Origin of the sequence: Enterobacter sp. PGRG2 (genome assembly GCF_030291195.1) — a bacterium.
Taxonomy (GTDB): domain Bacteria; phylum Pseudomonadota; class Gammaproteobacteria; order Enterobacterales; family Enterobacteriaceae; genus Enterobacter_D.
Window position 1 is genome coordinate 3,755,642 of record NZ_CP127837.1, and the last position, 17,623, is coordinate 3,773,264.

The 17,623-nt window shown below is 57.0% G+C and carries 19 protein-coding genes; 13 read left to right on the forward strand and 6 right to left on the reverse strand.

All coding sequences use genetic code 11. The features are described from left to right. Nucleotides 1-101 precede the first annotated feature (101 nt). The gene (locus QRD42_RS16740; RefSeq protein WP_072568910.1) at nt 102-1,037 is read right to left on the reverse strand and encodes a flagellin; all 936 of its coding nucleotides are present in this window, start codon (nt 1,035-1,037) and stop codon (nt 102-104) included. Nucleotides 1,038-1,229: 192 nt separating this feature from the next. Beyond that, nucleotides 1,230-2,165 (reverse strand): flagellin, encoded by a 936-nt coding sequence (locus QRD42_RS16745; protein ID WP_072568911.1) that lies wholly within the window; start codon nt 2,163-2,165, stop codon nt 1,230-1,232. Nucleotides 2,166-2,407: 242 nt separating this feature from the next. Between QRD42_RS16745 and fliD the strand changes: the two genes are divergently transcribed. The 4 genes from fliD (at nt 2,408) to amyA (ending at nt 6,200) form a co-directional block, all read left to right on the forward strand. Beyond that, nucleotides 2,408-3,820 (forward strand): flagellar filament capping protein FliD, encoded by a 1,413-nt coding sequence (fliD, locus tag QRD42_RS16750; RefSeq protein ID WP_318364688.1) that lies wholly within the window; start codon nt 2,408-2,410, stop codon nt 3,818-3,820. A gap of 20 nt (nt 3,821-3,840) precedes the next feature. After that, complete coding sequence (gene fliS, locus QRD42_RS16755; RefSeq protein WP_072568913.1) at nt 3,841-4,251, forward strand: flagellar export chaperone FliS; 411 nt, start codon at nt 3,841-3,843, stop codon at nt 4,249-4,251. Continuing rightward, nucleotides 4,251-4,610 carry a flagella biosynthesis regulatory protein FliT gene (gene fliT, locus QRD42_RS16760; RefSeq protein ID WP_072568914.1) on the forward strand — a complete coding sequence of 120 codons (360 nt, stop codon included), beginning with the start codon at nt 4,251-4,253 and terminating at the stop codon, nt 4,608-4,610. The genes fliS and fliT overlap by 1 nt, the downstream gene beginning before the upstream one ends. Nucleotides 4,611-4,712: 102 nt before the next feature. After that, nucleotides 4,713-6,200 (forward strand): alpha-amylase, encoded by a 1,488-nt coding sequence (gene amyA / locus QRD42_RS16765; protein WP_072568915.1) that lies wholly within the window; start codon nt 4,713-4,715, stop codon nt 6,198-6,200. Nucleotides 6,201-6,241: 41 nt separating this feature from the next. On the opposite strand, the gene yedD is transcribed toward amyA, so the two are convergent. Then, entirely contained in the window at nt 6,242-6,655 is a 414-nt protein-coding gene (gene yedD / locus QRD42_RS16770) for a lipoprotein YedD (protein WP_318372707.1), read from the reverse strand. A 187-nt stretch (nt 6,656-6,842) separates the two neighbouring features. Here yedD and yedE point away from each other — a divergent pair, with 187 nt between their 5' ends. Both yedE and yedF read left to right on the forward strand, forming a co-directional pair. Next, nucleotides 6,843-8,048, forward strand: a complete 1,206-nt coding sequence (gene yedE / locus QRD42_RS16775) for a selenium metabolism membrane protein YedE/FdhT (protein WP_318376186.1) — start codon at nt 6,843-6,845, stop codon at nt 8,046-8,048. Continuing rightward, a complete protein-coding gene (gene yedF / locus QRD42_RS16780) occupies nt 8,045-8,278 on the forward strand; it encodes a sulfurtransferase-like selenium metabolism protein YedF (RefSeq protein ID WP_088218905.1) in 234 nt (77 codons plus the stop codon). Before yedE ends, yedF begins: the two co-directional genes overlap by 4 nt. Before the next feature lie 39 nt (nt 8,279-8,317). Here the strand turns inward: yedF and QRD42_RS16785 are convergent, their stop codons facing one another. The 3 genes from QRD42_RS16785 to fliE all read right to left on the reverse strand — a co-directional run bounded on the left by QRD42_RS16785 (nt 8,318) and on the right by fliE (nt 10,348). Beyond that, on the reverse strand, nt 8,318-9,577 hold the full coding sequence (locus tag QRD42_RS16785) for a type II toxin-antitoxin system HipA family toxin (protein ID WP_072568919.1): 1,260 nt from the start codon (nt 9,575-9,577) through the stop codon (nt 8,318-8,320). Next, nucleotides 9,570-9,884: a helix-turn-helix transcriptional regulator gene (locus QRD42_RS16790; RefSeq protein WP_325006963.1), complete on the reverse strand. Its 315-nt coding sequence runs from the start codon at nt 9,882-9,884 to the stop codon at nt 9,570-9,572. The genes QRD42_RS16785 and QRD42_RS16790 overlap by 8 nt, the downstream gene beginning before the upstream one ends. A gap of 152 nt (nt 9,885-10,036) precedes the next feature. After that, the gene (gene fliE / locus QRD42_RS16795) at nt 10,037-10,348 is read right to left on the reverse strand and encodes a flagellar hook-basal body complex protein FliE (RefSeq protein ID WP_072569474.1); all 312 of its coding nucleotides are present in this window, start codon (nt 10,346-10,348) and stop codon (nt 10,037-10,039) included. 227 nt (nt 10,349-10,575) lie between these two features. Here fliE and fliF point away from each other — a divergent pair, with 227 nt between their 5' ends. The 7 genes from fliF (at nt 10,576) to fliL (ending at nt 17,622) form a co-directional block, all read left to right on the forward strand. Next, a complete protein-coding gene (fliF, locus tag QRD42_RS16800; RefSeq protein ID WP_072568921.1) occupies nt 10,576-12,261 on the forward strand; it encodes a flagellar basal-body MS-ring/collar protein FliF in 1,686 nt (561 codons plus the stop codon). Next, nucleotides 12,254-13,249, forward strand: a complete 996-nt coding sequence (fliG, locus tag QRD42_RS16805) for a flagellar motor switch protein FliG (RefSeq protein WP_072568922.1) — start codon at nt 12,254-12,256, stop codon at nt 13,247-13,249. The genes fliF and fliG overlap by 8 nt, the downstream gene beginning before the upstream one ends. Beyond that, a complete protein-coding gene (gene fliH, locus QRD42_RS16810; RefSeq protein WP_318364694.1) occupies nt 13,242-13,955 on the forward strand; it encodes a flagellar assembly protein FliH in 714 nt (237 codons plus the stop codon). The genes fliG and fliH overlap by 8 nt, the downstream gene beginning before the upstream one ends. Beyond that, on the forward strand, nt 13,955-15,325 hold the full coding sequence (gene fliI, locus QRD42_RS16815) for a flagellar protein export ATPase FliI (protein WP_072568924.1): 1,371 nt from the start codon (nt 13,955-13,957) through the stop codon (nt 15,323-15,325). The genes fliH and fliI overlap by 1 nt, the downstream gene beginning before the upstream one ends. A gap of 18 nt (nt 15,326-15,343) precedes the next feature. Beyond that, a complete protein-coding gene (fliJ, locus tag QRD42_RS16820) occupies nt 15,344-15,787 on the forward strand; it encodes a flagellar export protein FliJ (protein WP_072568925.1) in 444 nt (147 codons plus the stop codon). After that, nucleotides 15,784-17,046 carry a flagellar hook length control protein FliK gene (fliK, locus tag QRD42_RS16825; protein ID WP_321987660.1) on the forward strand — a complete coding sequence of 421 codons (1,263 nt, stop codon included), beginning with the start codon at nt 15,784-15,786 and terminating at the stop codon, nt 17,044-17,046. The genes fliJ and fliK overlap by 4 nt, the downstream gene beginning before the upstream one ends. Nucleotides 17,047-17,151: 105 nt before the next feature. Next, entirely contained in the window at nt 17,152-17,622 is a 471-nt protein-coding gene (gene fliL, locus QRD42_RS16830; protein WP_072568927.1) for a flagellar basal body-associated protein FliL, read from the forward strand. Nucleotide 17,623: the final 1 nt, after the last annotated feature.

Sequence of the window (17,623 nt, forward strand, 5' to 3'; positions counted from 1 at the left end):
AGCGCTAAAAAGAGGGCAAACCGGGGGGATTTCTGCGGGTTTACGCTTATTCGGACATAAAAAAACCCGGCAGCGCCGGGTTTTGTTTTTCTGCGTAAGAATTAACGCAGCAGGGACAGCATGGTCTGCGGAACCTGGTTGGCCTGAGCCAGTACAGAAGAACCAGCCTGCTGCAGGATCTGCGAACGGGACATGTTGGAAACTTCAGTCGCGTAATCGGAATCCTGAATACGGCTGCGAGCAGAAGACAGGTTGCTCACGGTGTTGTTCAGGTTAGTGATGGTGGACTCGAAACGGTTCTGAGACGCACCCAGCAGGCTACGCTGAGAGTCAACAGATTTGATTGCCGCGTCGATGTCTGCCAGCGGAGTGGTACCAGAAGCTGCACCAGATGCGCCGCCAGTCACTTTACCTTTCAGTACGTCAAAGCCTACAGCTTCGGTGGTACGTGCGTTACCGTTAACAACGTCGGTACCGGAAACCATGGATTTGGTGTTCAGCACAGTACCGGAAGAACCAGCAGAAGCCAGGTTGAAGCTGTCGCTGGAGCTGATTTTGATGCCGATAGTTTCAGCGTCTTTGGAACCAACCTGGAAGTTGTAGGTGCTGGAGCTTGCACCGGTGTTCAGCACTTTGATGCCGTTGAAGTCGGTCTGCTTGGTTACGCGGTCAACTTCTTTCATACGTTCGTTAACTTCAGCCTGGATGGAGTCAACGTCGGATGCGGAGTTGGAGCTGTTCTGCGCCTGAACGGTCAGGTCACGGATACGCTGCAGGTTGTTGTTGATTTCGCTCAGCGCGCCTTCAGCAGTCTGCGACAGAGAAATACCGTCGTTCGCGTTACGGGCAGCAACGGTCAGGCCGTTGATGTTAGAGGTGAAGCGGTTTGCAATCGCCTGACCAGCAGCATCGTCTTTTGCGCTGTTGATACGCAGGCCAGAAGACAGACGTTCGATCGCGGAGCCCAGGGAAGACTGAGATTTAGTCAGGTTGTTCTGAGTCATCAGCGACAAGGTATTGGTGTTGATCACTGCCATGGTATTTATCCTTAATTAATAGTGTTAATGCTATTTCGGCATGTGCCCAACGGCCTCATCGCCTTCAATAATGTTATCGACACGTGATGCAGAAGCTTTAGCCTTTACGTCGATTTATTTTGATTATTTCTGCGCGTAAAAATAAAAAAAGCGCCGATAAACGGCGCTTTTTGCATAAAGCTAAATTGCGAATTAACGCAGCAGGGACAGCATGGTCTGCGGAACCTGGTTGGCCTGAGCCAGTACAGAAGAACCAGCCTGCTGCAGGATCTGCGCGCGGGACATGTTGGAAACTTCTGTTGCGTAATCGGAATCCTGAATACGGCTGCGAGCAGAAGACAGGTTGCTCACGGTGTTGTTCAGGTTAGTGATGGTGGACTCGAAACGGTTCTGAGACGCACCCAGCAGGCTGCGCTGAGAGTCAACAGATTTGATTGCCGCGTCGATGTCTGCCAGCGGGGTAGAGCCTGCTGCTGCGCCAGTTGCGCCGCCAGTCACTTTACCTTTCAGTACGTCAAAGCCTACAGCTTCGGTGGTACGTGCGTTACCGTTAACGGTATCGGTACCGGAAGCCATTGCTTTGGTGTTCAGCACAGTACCGGAAGAACCGGCTGCTGCCAGGTTGAAGCTGTCGCTGGAGCTGATTTTGATGCCGATAGTTTCAGCGTCTTTCGCGCCAACCTGGAAGTTGTAGGTGCTGGAGCTTGCGCCGGTGTTCAGCACTTTGATGCCGTTGAAGTCGGTCTGCTTGGTTACGCGGTCAACTTCTTTCATACGTTCGTTAACTTCAGCCTGAATGGAGTCAACGTCGGATGCGGAGTTGGAGCTGTTCTGCGCCTGAACGGTCAGGTCACGGATACGCTGCAGGTTGTTGTTGATTTCGCTCAGCGCGCCTTCAGCAGTCTGCGACAGAGAAATACCGTCGTTCGCGTTACGGGCAGCAACGGTCAGGCCGTTGATGTTAGAGGTGAAGCGGTTTGCAATCGCCTGACCAGCAGCATCATCTTTTGCGCTGTTGATACGCAGGCCAGAAGACAGACGTTCGATCGCGGAGCCCAGAGAAGACTGAGATTTAGTCAGGTTGTTCTGAGTCATCAGCGACAGGGTGTTAGTATTAATAACAGCCATGATGGTATTCCTTTGAAAAAGTTATCAGATTCAGGCTTCCGCCTACGGTTTTCTCACCGTCAACCTGATTATCGACAGCTCCTCCACAACCTTTAGAAAAAAAGATCATTTTTTTAAAGGCGCAAACTGCCGGTTAATGAGGGGCTTTATTCCGCCATTGTTTTTTCTAAAAGACTCTAATCTTTTCGCTGTCGCTGCCGATAGACCATCCAGTGATTGTCTAAATAAGAAAGGATGAATCAATGGCATCGATAAGCTCAATCGGCGCGGGTACCAACCTGAACCTGGATACTTTATATAGCAACCTGGAAACCGCCGAACAGACGAAGTTAACCCCTATTACTTCTCAACAAACGTCTTTTAAAGCCAAACTGACCGCATGGAACGTGGTGCAAACTGCGCTGAATAAAGTACAGACCGCTTCCGATGCGCTGAAAAATACCTCTGCTATCGCCTCGGCCAAAGTGTCCAGCACTAATACCGCGTTCAGCGCCGTGCTGTCTAATAGTGCCTCTGCGGGGACGTACTCTGTAGAAGTGACCGCGCTGGCGGCGTCACAGTCGCTGCTCAGCCCGAAAGTGGCCAGTAAAGATACCGATCTGGGCGATTCCAGCCTCGCCTCACGCACCATTACCATCGCGCAGCCGGGACAGAAAGATCCGCTGACGGTGACGCTCGCGGCGGATAAAACCAGCCTCGCGGATGTGCGTGATGCGATTAACGCTAAACAGGGCAGCGTCACCGCCAGCATCATTAAAGCGGACGACAACAGCTATTACCTGGCGCTGACCTCCCGTGACAGCGGCACGAAAAATGCCATGACCGTCACCACCAATGACAGCGAGCTGGCAAAATACATTGGTTATGACGCCACCGGCGCTAACCCAAGCAATATGACGCAACAGGTTGCCGCTGCCGACGCGAAAGTGAAGATCAATAACATTGAGATCACCCGCAGCAGCAACAGCATCACCGATGCGCCGGAAGGCGTGACGCTGAACCTGACGAAACTCACTACCGGCACCCCGGAAACCCTGACGGTCGTTAAAGATAACGCCCCGATGACCGCAGCCATTAACGCCTTCGTTGATGCCTATAACTCGCTGCAAACCACTATCGGCAGCCAGACCAAATACACGGCGGTTGATAAAGGTACCGCTACCGGCCAGGACTCCAGCAACGGCGATCTGCTGGGCGACGGTACGCTGCGCAATATCCAGACGCGTCTGCGCTCCATGCTCTCCACGTCCCAGACTAACGACGGCACCCTCTCTGCCCTGTCGCAACTGGGGATCACCCAGGATATCAACGGCAAACTGACGGTCGACAGCACCAAGCTTGATAAAGCGCTGAACGAAAAACCGGCGGACGTGATCAGCTTCCTGTCTGGCGATGGCAAAACCACCGGCTTTGCCACCCAGACCAGCAGCCTGCTGAAAAGCATTCTCGGTACCGATGGCTCACTGAAAAATGCCACCGACGGTATCAACAAGTCGCTGAAACAGCTCGATGAGCAAAAAGAACGCGTCACGGCGCAGATCACCGCCACCATGGCCCGTTACAAAACGCAGTTTACTGCACTGAGTCAAATGGTCTCCTCCCTGACCTCCACCGGCAACTATTTGACCCAGCAATTTAACGCGATGAATTCATAAGTTATTTATTGAGGTTTGCTATGTATACAAAATCGGGAATTCAGGCTTATGCAACGGTCGGCGTGGAAAGCGCCGTCCTGAGCGCCAGCCCCCATCAACTTGTGGTACTGCTGTTTGACGGCGCGTTAAGCGCCATGAAAAAGGCGGCCATTCTGATTGAGCAGGGAGATATTCCCGGTAAAGGACAAGCGCTGTCGAAAGCCATCAATATCATCACTAATGGTTTGCGCGCGGGACTTAACCACGATGTCGGTGGTGAGCTCTCCGCAAACCTGGACAGCCTGTATGACTACATGACACGACGTCTTTTACACGCCAATCTGCACAATGACGTCAGCGCCATTGAGGAAGTCACAATTTTGCTCAACAACATTGCGGACGCCTGGAAAGAAATTGGTCCCAATAATCCTAATGCGCGAGAGTCCTTCTAATGGAAGCACATGTCGGGTTGCTCCACCACTATCAGCAGTTACTAATCGCCAGTTGCAGTATGCTTACTCTCGCCAGAGAAGGCCGCTGGGACGATCTGATTGAACATGAACTTAACTACATTGCGGCAGTGGAAAGACTGACGCAGTTTCAGGATGCCGGCGAAGTGGCACCTGCCGTCCAGGCGCAGGTCCGCCCGCTGCTCCGGCAGATCCTCGATAATGAAGTCGAGTTGAAAACGTTATTACATCAGCGCATGGAAGAGCTGCGCACCCTGGTGGGACAAACCTCCCGCCAGCACAATCTGAATTCAGCATATGGACGTCTTTCCGGTAATATTCTGTTCCCGAGCGAGCTGTAAGTACCGCTTCTGACCGGCGGGTGACGTTTTTTATAAACTGCGCCCGCGTCATTTTTTGATTTTCACCCATACTTCGTTGATCCCCACACCGGAGCATGGAAGATGAAAAACCCCACCTTATTGCAGTGCTTTCACTGGTATTACCCTGACGGCGGAAAACTCTGGCCGGAAATCGCCGAACGCGCTTCAGGTTTCAATGACATCGGCATCAATATGGTCTGGCTTCCCCCGGCGTCCAAAGGCGCATCGGGCGGCTTTTCCGTAGGTTATGACACTTACGATCTGTTCGATCTGGGCGAATTCGATCAGAAAGGCAGCGTCGCCACCAAATACGGTGATAAAGCTCAGCTGCTGGCGGCCATTGCCGCGCTGCGGGAAAATGATATCGCGGTACTGCTGGACGTGGTGGTGAACCATAAAATGGGCGCTGACGAAAAAGAGTCCATTTGCGTCAACCGGGTCAACGAGCACGACCGCACGCAAATTGATGACGCGGTGATTGAATGCGAAGCCTGGACGCGCTACAGCTTCCCGGTGCGTCAGGGCCAGTACTCGCGCTTTGTCTGGGACTACAAATGCTTCAGCGGCATCGACCATATTGAAAATCCTGACGAAGACGGCGTGTTTAAAATCGTCAATGACTATACCGGCGATGGCTGGAACCATCAGGTGGACGATGAACTGGGGAACTTTGACTACCTGATGGGCGCGAACATTGATTTCCGCAACACCGCGGTGGCGGAAGAGATCAAATACTGGGCGCGCTGGGTGATGGAGCAGACCGGCTGCCAGGGTTTCCGCCTCGATGCCGTGAAGCATATTCCGGCCTGGTTCTATAAAGAGTGGATCGAGCATGTGCAGGATGTCGCGCCTGAACCGCTGTTTATGGTGGCGGAATACTGGTCGCACGACGTCGATAAGCTGAAACAGTATATCGATCAGGTGGACGGTAAAACCATGCTGTTCGATGCCCCACTGCACATGAAATTCCACGAAGCCTCGCTCCAGGGCAGCCATTTCGACATGAGCCAGATTTTCACCGGCACGCTGGTGGAAGCCGATCCTTTCCATGCCGTGACGCTGGTCGCCAACCACGACACGCAGCCGCTACAGGCGCTGGAAGCCCCGGTGGAAGCCTGGTTTAAGCCCCTCGCCTACGCGCTGATCCTGCTGCGGGAAAACGGCGTGCCCTCGGTGTTCTATCCGGATCTGTTTGGCGCAAGTTATGACGATACCGGCGGTGACGGCGAGGTGCATCACGTGGATATGCCGATCATCCACCAGCTGGATCAGTTGATCCTCGCCCGTCAGCGCTTCGCCCACGGTGTGCAGACGCTCTGGTTCGATCATCCTAACTGCATCGCCTTCAGCCGCAGCGGTACGCTGGAGGAGCCAGGTTGCGTGGTGGTGCTCTCGAATGGTGATGACGGCGAAAAAACACTGAGTCTCGGGGATAACTACGGCAATAAAGTCTGGCGGGATTTTCTCGGCAACCGCGATGAAAGCGTCACCACCAACGCCCTGGGCGAAGGCACCTTCACCTGTAACGGCGGCAGCGTCAGCGTGTGGGTAATAGAAGAGGCTGCGTAACACAACGGGCAGCGCGGGGATCGCCCGCACTGCCCTGTCAGTCAGGGTAACGGCGACGGCAGCGGATTTTTCGCCAGCGCCCCGGCGCATTCGCTGGTCGGGCGTTCGACGCGTTTAAGCGTCATGCCCGCATACTCCAGCTGGTTGCCTTCCCGCTCCACACCATAAATTTCCAGCTTACGGGTGACGTTTTTCAGATCGTCGCCGCTCAGCATCAGTTTACCCGGTACGGCAATCACCCGCTGCCACTGGCGGCAGTCGAGGGTATCGCCATCCTGGGTGACGATCAGGCTGGCCATCGCCTCCGGGCTGACCAGCGCGCTCTGCGGGCCGTTTGACTGCCAGTAACCGGCAAGCCCCGCCGGGGCGGGGTGTTTTACCACCGCCTGATAATCTTCCACCTGCGCACAGCCGGCCAGCGCCAGCAATGCGCCAAGAATTGCTACTTTTTTCATCTGTTATCCTGCTCATGAAGAAAAAAAACAGTGTGGCATTAAAGCGTTGCCCCTGCCAGCCTTTCACCGATACGGCATAAAATTGATCTCTGCCAGATAAAAGGGTCTTTCTGCTTTGCAAACCCGCGCACGCGTGTAGTATCGCCTCTTCTTTTAAAACCTTCTGAGTTCAGAGGTCATTAACAAAATGTCGTGGCAACAATTCAAACAGGCCTGGTTAATCAAATTCTGGGCCCCCGCCCCTGCCGTCATCGCCGCAGGGATCCTCTCCACCTACTATTTTGGCATTACCGGCACCTTCTGGGCGGTTACCGGCGAATTCACTCGCTGGGGCGGTCAGCTGTTACAGCTGATGGGCGTGCATGCCGAAGAGTGGGGTTACTACAAATTGATCCATCTGGAAGGGACACCGCTGACGCGTATCGACGGCATGATGATCATCGGCATGTTCGGCGGCTGCTTTGCCGCCGCGCTGTGGGCGAACAACGTCAAGCTGCGTATGCCGCGTAACCGCATCCGTATCGCGCAGGCTATCGTCGGCGGCATTATTGCCGGTTTCGGCGCGCGGCTGGCGATGGGCTGTAATCTGGCGGCCTTCTTTACCGGTATTCCGCAGTTCTCACTGCACGCCTGGTTCTTCGCGCTGGCGACCGCCGTCGGCACCTGGTTTGGCGCGCGCGTCACCCTGCTGCCGGTCTTCCGCATCCCGGTAAAAATGCAGAAAGTCTCCAGCGCCTCGCCGTTAACCCAGAAACCCGAGCAGGCGCGGCGTCGTTTTCGTCTTGGCATGCTGGTGTTTGTCGGCATGATCGGCTGGGCCTTGCTGACGGCGATGGATAAGCCAAAGCTGGGTCTCGCCATGCTGTTCGGCGTCGGCTTTGGCTTACTGATCGAGCGGGCGCAGATCTGCTTTACCTCGGCGTTCCGCGATATGTGGATCACCGGCCGCACGCATCTGGCAAAAGCCATTGTGCTGGGGATGGCGGTCAGCGCCATCGGTATCTACAGCTACACGCAACTGGGCGTCGAGCCGAAAATTATGTGGGCTGGTCCGAATGCGGTACTGGGCGGTCTACTGTTCGGCTTTGGCATTGTGCTGGCGGGCGGCTGTGAAACCGGCTGGATGTACCGCGCGGTGGAAGGCCAGGTGCACTACTGGTGGGTGGGGCTTGGCAACGTGATCGGCTCCACGCTACTGGCGTATTTCTGGGACGATCTCTCCGCACCGCTGGCGACCAGCTGGGATAAGATCAACCTGCTTAACACCTTTGGTCCGCTGGGCGGGCTGCTGGTCACTTACGCCATGCTGCTGGCGGCGTTCCTGCTGATGGTGGCCTGGGAAAAACAGTTCTTCAAACGGGCGGCGCGCGTCGCCATTAAGGAGCCAGCATGAAAACTATCGTGCCTGATTATCGTCTGGATATGGTGGGCGAACCCTGCCCCTACCCGGCTGTCGCCACGCTGGAGGCGATGCCGCAGCTGAAAAAAGGCGAAATTCTGGAAGTGGTCAGCGACTGCCCGCAGTCGATCAATAACATTCCGCTGGATGCGCAAAACCACGGCTATACCGTGCTGGACATTCAGCAGGACGGGCCAACCATTCGCTATCTGATCCAGAAATAGGGTTAAGTCTCCCGCCGCCTGACGGGAGGCGTTTTTCCACTACAGACGGCTGAGATTGTCATCAATGCTGGCCTGAATATCCCGGAGCGTCTGAGGCGTTATCTCCCGCGCGAAACGGGCCTTCGCCCTGGCGGTGAAACCGCTGGCCACGTCAGCAAATCGGGTAATGAGCGCGCTGATTTGCTCAGCCGTTAATTCCGCCTCCTGCATACCCAGACGTTCGATCTGCTCGCGACGGATTGCCAGCGCCTCGCCCAGCACATCCATCTGATGATAGCCGCCGGGGCCGTCGCACCAGGTAACGTCATAAGCGGGAGCGAGCGTCCATTTTCCGGAGGCTGACATCAGATAAGCAAAGTTCTTCGGATGATCGTCACGGTTATGAAAGATGATATTGAACAGGGCGCGTTCAAAGGCCCGCTGTTTTTCCCGCACATCGTTCGTACAAACTTGCGTGGCGCGCAGAAAGTTCACATAGTCCATCGATCCGGCAAGCTGGTAATTCGCGCCGGTAAAAGCCGCCAGGCTTTGCATCGGCACACGCATACCGTTGTGGCGATCAAAGCGTCGGCTGCCAAAGGCCGCCTGCCCGCCCGGAAGGGAAAAATATTCGGTATCAGGGGTGTCGATGCCGCATTCGCGCAGGCATTCGGCATAGAGCATTTCGATGGCGCACACTTCCGGATGTTCACTGCGGGCCGGGAATTTGATCAGCCAGGGTTGCAGACCGTCCTGTTGCGCCGTGGTGAAAAGGCCGCTGGCGGCATTACGGTAGACCAGAGCTTTGGGTCGTGCGCCATGGGGCGAGCCGCCCACTTGCAGCAGACGGGCCAGAAACTCCCCGCCTTCGCCGTCCAGCACGTCCTGCACTTCACTGGCAAGCTGCGCCAGCGGAATATCCACATCCGCCGATGTGGCCTCCGCCTGATGAGGCACAAAAGACATTGCACCCATGGCGTTATCACCAATCCAGGTCAGCCGCTCCAGCGGCCCAATGCGCGCGGCATTCAAACCGCGCTGCCTGAAAAGACGATCCATCAGCAACATGCCCCAGCCATCCGGCAGTGAATCATAAACCGGGCCGGGTAATCCCAGTTGATGTGCAGGAAAGCCCTGCCGCAGCCGCTCGCCCTTAAGAGGCAAGGTCCAGGCCGACAGCTCAAGGCCGCGTGTCAGCGCCGCCTGACTGTATTCGAAAAAGATCACCGGACGGGCGCTCAGCGCCGTCGTGGTCGCCAGCGTCCCCCACAGCCAGCGTTCACCCCAGCCTTCATAGTAAACATCCACACGATCAGGCATGGTCGTTCCTCTTTTTGATGCGCTGGCGGCTGGTGCTTTCTTCGTAACGGCGTAAATCGTCCAGCGTGGTAAGCTGCGGTTTGAAAAGCTCTTCCAGCTCTTTACCCCGGCCAAGCACCATCGCGATACGCACCACGCTTTCAAAGGCGATATTACGCCCTGCTTCCATATTAGAAACCGTGTTGACGCTCACGCCTGCCCTGCCAGCCAGTTCGGCCTGGGTCATTTGTTGCGCGATACGCATTTGCCGTAAGCGCTCGCAGAGCAACTTAACGATCTCGTCGGGTTTGCTGAAGGTAAAGTCAATCATGTTATCGGTTACCGCCTGAGGTTGCGCTTAACTGAAAACATTATAGGAAATGAGCGGGAGGAGCGGTAGGAAATAATACCCAATAAAAAAGATTTACAGGCATAATACGCCTGTAAACCCCAATAAATAACAATTATAAAAGCGGTGAACTACACCTGCATGGACATCACGTCCTGATAGGCGGCAACTAGTTTGTTACGCACCTGAATGCCCATTTGCAGGGACACGGACGATTTTTGCAGATCGGTCATCACGTCGTTCAGCGCCACGCCGGGTTCACCAAGGGTGAATTTCTCAGCCTGGGTGCGCGCCGCGTTTTGCGTATCGCTGATGCGATCCAGTGCCGCATGCAGCTGTCCGGCGAAGCTCACCGTCGGTTCGCTTTGCATACTTTGATTCTTCGCGATCCCCGCCGTTGCCTGCAACTGGCTGATGACCCCTTCAATACCCTGTACTGACATGGTTTTACCCCACATGATTTGATACCGGGTAAGACTAACAGCTTGTCAATAAGATAAAGGCGGCAAATAGCGATAAAAAACCAGGTTATTTGACCCATAGAAAATTCCGAATCATCAAATAATGACTCCGCCATCAACATGGAACTTTTGTCGTGTTTGCCGACCCGGGAGTCTGTTTTGCTTCATTACACGAATAACGCCGTCCACCCAGAGTTAAGAGGTGCGCAATGAGTGCGACTGCAACGACTGCATCACAAAATAAATCTCTCGAGTGGATGAACCGCCTGCGCGCGAACCCCAAAATCCCTTTAATGGTGGCGGGCGCTGCGGCTGTGGCCATCATCGTCGCCATGGTGCTGTGGGCGAAACAGCCGGATTACCGCACGCTGTACAGTAACTTATCCGATCAGGATGGGGGCGCGATCGTCACCCAACTGACGCAAATGAACATCCCCTATCGCTTCTCTGAAACCGGCGGCGCGCTGGAAGTCCCCGCGGACAAAGTGCATGAACTGCGCCTGCGCCTGGCTCAGCAGGGCCTGCCGAAAGGCGGCGCGGTCGGTTTTGAACTGCTCGATCAGGAAAAATTCGGCATCAGCCAGTTCAGCGAGCAGGTGAACTACCAGCGCGCGCTGGAAGGCGAGCTGGCGCGGACTATCGAAACCCTCGGTCCGGTCAAAGTCGCCCGTGTGCATCTGGCGATGCCGAAACCGTCGCTGTTCGTGCGCGAGCAAAAATCCCCCTCCGCCTCCGTGACCGTGAATCTCGAACCGGGCCGCGCGATGGACGAAGGTCAGATCAGCGCCGTGGTACACCTGGTCTCCAGCGCCGTCGCCGGACTGCCGCCGGGCAACGTCACCCTGGTGGATCAGGCCGGTCATCTGCTGACGCAATCCAACACCAGCGGTCGTGATCTGAATGATGCCCAGCTGAAATACGCCGGTGATGTCGAAGGCCGCATTCAGCGCCGCATCGAAGCTATCCTCTCGCCAATCGTGGGTAATGGTAACGTCCATGCTCAGGTTACCGCGCAGATTGATTTTGCCAATAAAGAGCAGACGGAAGAAAACTACCGTCCGAACGGCGACGCGGCGCAGGCCGTACTGCGTTCCCGTCAGATCAACGAAACCGAACAGTCCGGCGGCAGCGCCGGTGGCGTGCCGGGCGCGCTCTCTAACCAGCCTGCCCCGGCCAATACCGCACCGATCACCACGCCTGCGGCGAATAATCAGCAGAACGGTCAGCAGAATCAGAACGCGCAGCAGACCTCCACGGCAGCCAGCAGCGGCCCGCGTAACAGCTCGCGTAATGAAACCACGAACTACGAAGTGGATCGTACTATCCGCCACACCAAGATGAACGTCGGCGATGTCCAGCGTCTGTCGGTGGCTGTTGTCGTGAACTATCGCCAGCTGGCCGACGGCAAACCGCTGCCGCTGACGGCCGATCAGTTAAAACAGATTGAGAACCTGACCCGCGAAGCCATGGGCTACTCGGAAACCCGTGGCGACAGCCTGAACGTGGTTAACTCCCAGTTCAATGCCACCGATGATGGCCTGGCGGAACCGCCGTTCTGGAAGCAGCCATGGTTTATCGACCAGATGCTGTCTGCCGGTCGCTGGTTACTGGTGCTGATTGTGGCGTGGATCCTGTGGCGTAAAGCGATTCGTCCGCAGCTGACCCGCCGCGCAGAAGAAGTGAAAGCAGCCCAGGAAGCGACGCAGAATCGTCAGGAAATCGAAGAATCAGTTGAAGTACGCCTGAGCAAAGATGAGCAGATCCAGCAGCGCCGCGCTAACCAGCGCATGGGCGTGGAAGTCCTCAGTCAGCGTATTCGCGAAATGTCAGATAACGATCCGCGCGTCGTGGCGCTGGTCATTCGCCAGTGGATGAGTAACGAAGAACATGAGTAACCTTACCGGAACTGAGAAAAGCGTCATTCTGTTGATGACGATTGGCGAAGACCGCGCGGCGGAGGTGTTCAAGCACCTCTCCACCCGTGAGGTGCAACATCTGAGTACCGCCATGGCGGGTGTGCGTCAGATCTCCAACAAACAGCTGACCGATGTGTTACAGGAGTTTGAGCAGGAAGCCGAGCAGTTTGCGGCGCTCAACATCAACGCCAACGATTATCTGCGTTCCGTGCTGATCAAGGCGCTGGGCGAAGAGCGTGCTTCCAGCCTGCTGGAAGATATTCTCGAAACCCGCGACACCTCCAGCGGTATCGAAACGCTCAACTTTATGGAGCCGCAGACCGCCGCCGACCTTATCCGCGACGAGCATCCGCAGATCATCGCCACCATCCTGGTGCACCTCAAACGCGGTCAGGCAGCGGATATTCTGGCGCTGTTCGACGAGCGTATGCGTCACGATGTGATGCTGCGTATCGCCACCTTCGGCGGTGTCCAGCCGGCGGCGCTGGCGGAACTGACGGAAGTGCTGAACAGCCTGCTCGACGGCCAGAACCTCAAGCGCAGCAAAATGGGCGGCGTGAGAACGGCGGCCGAAATTATCAACCTGATGAAAACGCAGCAGGAAGAAGCGGTTATTACCGCGGTGCGCGAATTCGATGGCGAGCTGGCGCAGAAAATTATCGACGAGATGTTCCTGTTCGAAAACCTGGCGGAAGTGGACGATCGCAGCATCCAGCGCCTGTTGCAGGAAGTGGATTCCGAGTCGCTGCTGATCGCCCTGAAAGGTGCCGAACAGCCGCTGCGCGAGAAATTCCTGCGCAACATGTCGCAACGTGCGGCAGATATTCTGCGCGACGACCTCGCCAACCGTGGTCCGGTGCGTCTGTCTCAGGTGGAAAACGAACAGAAAGCCATCCTGCTTATTGTGCGTCGTCTGGCGGAAACCGGCGAGATGGTAATTGGCAGCGGCGAGGATACCTATGTCTAACGAACTGCCATGGAAAGTCTGGAAGCCGGAAGATCTGGCGATGCCGTTATCCGAATTCGTGCCCGCCACCGTGCGTGCTGACGCGAAAGAGGATGACGAGGACGTCGTCGAAGAAGAGATCTCCGAGGAGCAGAAACGTCAGCAACAGCTGGCGCAGATGCAGATGCAGGCCCATGAGCAGGGATACAACGCCGGTCTGGCAGAAGGCCGCAGGATCGGTCAGGAACAGGGTTATAAAGAAGGCCTCGCCCAGGGCCAGGAGCAGGGTCTGGCGCAGGCCCATCAGCAACAGGCCCCGCTGCATGCCCGCATGCAGCAACTGGTCAGCGAATTTCAGTACACCCTGGACGCCCTCGACAGCGTTATCGCCTCACGTCTGATGCAGATGGCGCTGGAAGCCGCGCGTCAGGTGATCGGCCAGACCGCCTGCGTGGATAATAATGCGCTGATCAAACAGATCCAGACGCTGTTGCAGCAGGAGCCGCTGTTCAGCGGTAAACCGCAGCTGCGCGTGCACCCGGACGATTTACAGCGTGTTGAAGAGATGCTGGGCGCCACGCTCAACCTGCACGGCTGGCGTTTGCGCGCCGATCCGACCCTGCACCCTGGCGGCTGCAAAGTCTCTGCCGATGAGGGCGATCTGGACGCCAGCGTGGCGACGCGCTGGCAGGAACTGTGCCGCCTCGCGGCGCCGGGAGTTGTCTGATGACCGCACGCCTGACCCGCTGGCTGAACACGCTGGACAATTTTGAAAGCAAAATGGCACAGCTGCCTGGCGTGCGCCGTTATGGTCGTCTGACCCGCGCCACCGGTCTGGTGCTGGAAGCCACCGGCCTGCAACTGCCGCTGGGCGCGACCTGCATTATTGAGCGTCAGGACGGGAACGAAACCCGCGAAGTGGAAAGCGAAGTGGTCGGTTTTAACGGCCAGCGCCTGTTCCTGATGCCGCTGGAAGAAGTAGAAGGCATCCTGCCCGGCGCCCGCGTGTATGCGCGTAACGCCAGCGGCGATGGCCTGCACAGTGGTAAACAGCTGCCGCTCGGCCCGGCGCTGCTCGGGCGCGTGCTGGACGGCAGCGGTAAACCGCTTGACGGTCTGCCCGCCCCGGACACCACCGAAACCGGCGCGCTGATCACCCAGCCGTTCAACCCGCTGCAACGTACCGCTATTGAACACGTGCTGGATACCGGCGTGCGCCCGATCAACGCCCTGTTAACCGTGGGCCGTGGTCAGCGTATGGGGCTGTTCGCCGGTTCCGGCGTGGGTAAATCCGTGCTGCTCGGCATGATGGCCCGTTACACCCAGGCCGATGTGATCGTCGTCGGGCTTATCGGCGAACGTGGCCGCGAAGTGAAAGATTTTATCGAGAACATTCTCGGTGCCGATGGTCGCGCGCGTTCAGTGGTGATCGCCGCCCCGGCGGACGTCTCTCCCCTGCTGCGTATGCAGGGGGCAGCCTATGCCACGCGCATTGCGGAAGACTTCCGCGATCGCGGTCAGCATGTGCTGCTGATTATGGATTCCCTGACCCGTTATGCCATGGCGCAGCGTGAGATTGCGCTGGCGATTGGCGAACCGCCCGCCACCAAAGGCTATCCGCCTTCCGTATTCGCCAAACTGCCGGCGCTGGTGGAACGCGCGGGTAACGGCATCCACGGCGGCGGCTCGGTCACGGCCTTTTATACCGTATTGACCGAGGGCGACGATCAGCAGGATCCGATCGCCGACTCGGCGCGCGCCATCCTTGACGGCCATATCGTGCTGTCGCGCCGTCTGGCGGAAGCGGGCCACTATCCGGCCATCGATATTGAAGCCTCCATCAGCCGTGCCATGACCGCGCTGATTTCTGAACAGCATTACGCCAAAGTGCGCACCTTTAAACAGTTACTGTCGAGCTTCCAGCGTAACCGCGATCTGGTCAGCGTGGGGGCTTATGCGCGCGGCAGCGACCCGATGCTGGATAAAGCCATCGCCCTGTGGCCGCAGCTTGAAGCTTTCCTGCAACAGGGCATTTTTGAACGTGCCGGCTGGGAAGATTCGATTCAGGCGCTGGATCTGATTTTCCCGTCAGCATAAGCAACGTGAGGTTCCTTTATGACGCAACATAGCGCATTAGCGACGCTAAAGGATCTGGCAGAAAAAGAAGTCGAGGACGCCGCCATTACCCTCGGGGATATGCGTCGCGCCTGCCAGCAGGCTGAAGAGCAGCTCAACATGCTGATGGATTACCAGAACGAGTACCGTAATAACCTCAACGTTGACATGACCCAGGGCATCGGCAGTCAGCGCTGGCAGAACTACCAGCAGTTTATTTCGACATTAGAAAAAGCCATCGAACAGCACCGTCTCCAGCTGACGCAGTGGGCCAATAAAGTGGATCAGGCGTTAACCTGCTGGCGTGAAAAAAAACAGCGGTTGCAGGCGTGGCAAACCTTACAGGATCGGCAATCCGCTTCAGCATTGCTGGCGGAAAACCGGCTTGACCAGAAAAAAATGGACGAGTTTGCGCAGCGCGCATCATTGAGGAAAATTGAATGATCTCTTTGCCAAAACTGGTAATGACCGATGCAGAAGCCCCGACCTCCGGGCTGATGACCGGGAAAGCGGACACCGGCGCGCAGGATTTTATGGCGCTGCTGACCGGCGCAATTTCCGGCACGCCGGTTGAGGGTGAAGGCGCGTCACTGTCGCTGGCTGATTTACAGGCAGCGGGCGCGACGCTTCAGAAAGGTTTGCTGAGCAAGGACACCGGCGAGGCGGATCTGCGCTCTCCGGCGGCTAAGCTTGCGGATATTCTGGCGCGTCAGACGGTGCAGGAAGAGGCGCTGACAGAAGACGTCTCACAGGCGCAGGGCGTGGCGCCGCTGCTGACCAGCGGCCTGAAATCCGACAGCCTGGCGCTGCTCAATAAAACCGTGAAAGCTGACGACAAAGAGACGGCAAATCTTAGCGAAGAAGAGATTGCCAGCCTTAGCGCACTGCTGGCGATGCTGCCTCATCAGCAAAATGCCCAGGCCGCAGCACCTCTTACCACAACCGGCACCGCCGCTTCCGCCGCCGTGACGACCGCTGCCGGCAGCCGCACGCTCAACCTGGCCGCCGCCGATCCCCGTGGCAACGCGTTAACCGACACGGCGGATGCCGCAGCCGGTCAACCCTCCCATAAAGACGCGGGCGCGGCGCTGAACGCACAATTGCCAGGCGCTGACAGCGCGCAGCAAGCCGCCGCCCCGGTAGCCGCTAACGCCGCCAAAGCCGATGCGCAGGCGGCGATCCATGCCGTGAATACTACGGTCAGCGCTGCTCCGGCCGTCAGCACCGCCGCGCCAGCGCAGGCCAGCCTGCCGGTTGCCGCTCCGGTGATCAGCGCGCCGCTCGGCAGCAGCGAGTGGCAGCAGACCATCAGCCAGAACATCATGCTCTTTACCCGTCAGGGCAAACAGAGCGCTGAACTGCGTCTGCATCCGGAAGATCTGGGCCAGGTGCAGATCAACCTGAAGCTGGATGATAACCAGGCTCAGATTCAGATGATGTCGCCGCACAGCCATGTGCGCGCGGCGCTGGAAGCTGCGTTGCCGACGCTACGCACCAGCCTTGCGGAAAGTGGCATTCAGCTGGGTCAGAGCAGCATCAGCAGCGAAAGCTTCACCGGTCAGCAGCAGTCGTCTTCCCAACAGCAGGCGTCCCGCGGCAGCAATCGCGGTGATTTCGGCGCTGAAGATGATGACGCTCTGGTGGTGCCTGCCAGCCTGCAATCCGCCGCGCGCGGCACGGGTTCGGTAGACATCTTTGCCTAAACGCAAAAGGTAGCGTGATTATCTCCGTCTTTTCCACCCTTTGACGGACGGCAGACACGGGATAATCACTCTATCAGCAGTACCGAAACAGGAAGCTTGTAACAGATGACTGACTCCGCCATTCCCAAAAAAAGTAAGCGTGGGATCTGGATCCCGCTGTTGGTGTTAATCACCCTCGCTGCGTGCGCCACCGCTGGTTACAGCTACTGGCGTATGCAACAGCATCCGGCAGACGCCAGCGTAAAAGCAGAATTACCGCCGCCTCCGGCACCGGTCTTCTTTGCTCTCGATACCTTTACCGTGAACCTGGGCGACGCCGATCGGGTGTTGTACGTGGGGATCACCCTGCGTCTGAAAGATGACGCCACCCGTACCCGTTTGAGCGAATATCTTCCGGAAGTGCGTAGCCGCTTACTGTTACTTTTCTCGCGCCAGGATGCGTCACAACTGGCGACCGCAGAAGGCAAGCAGAAACTCGTGGACGCGATTAAAGATACGCTCTCTTCGCCGTTAGTCGCCGGGCAACCGAAGCAGGAAGTGACTGACGTTCTTTATACAGCTTTCATTTTGCGGTAAA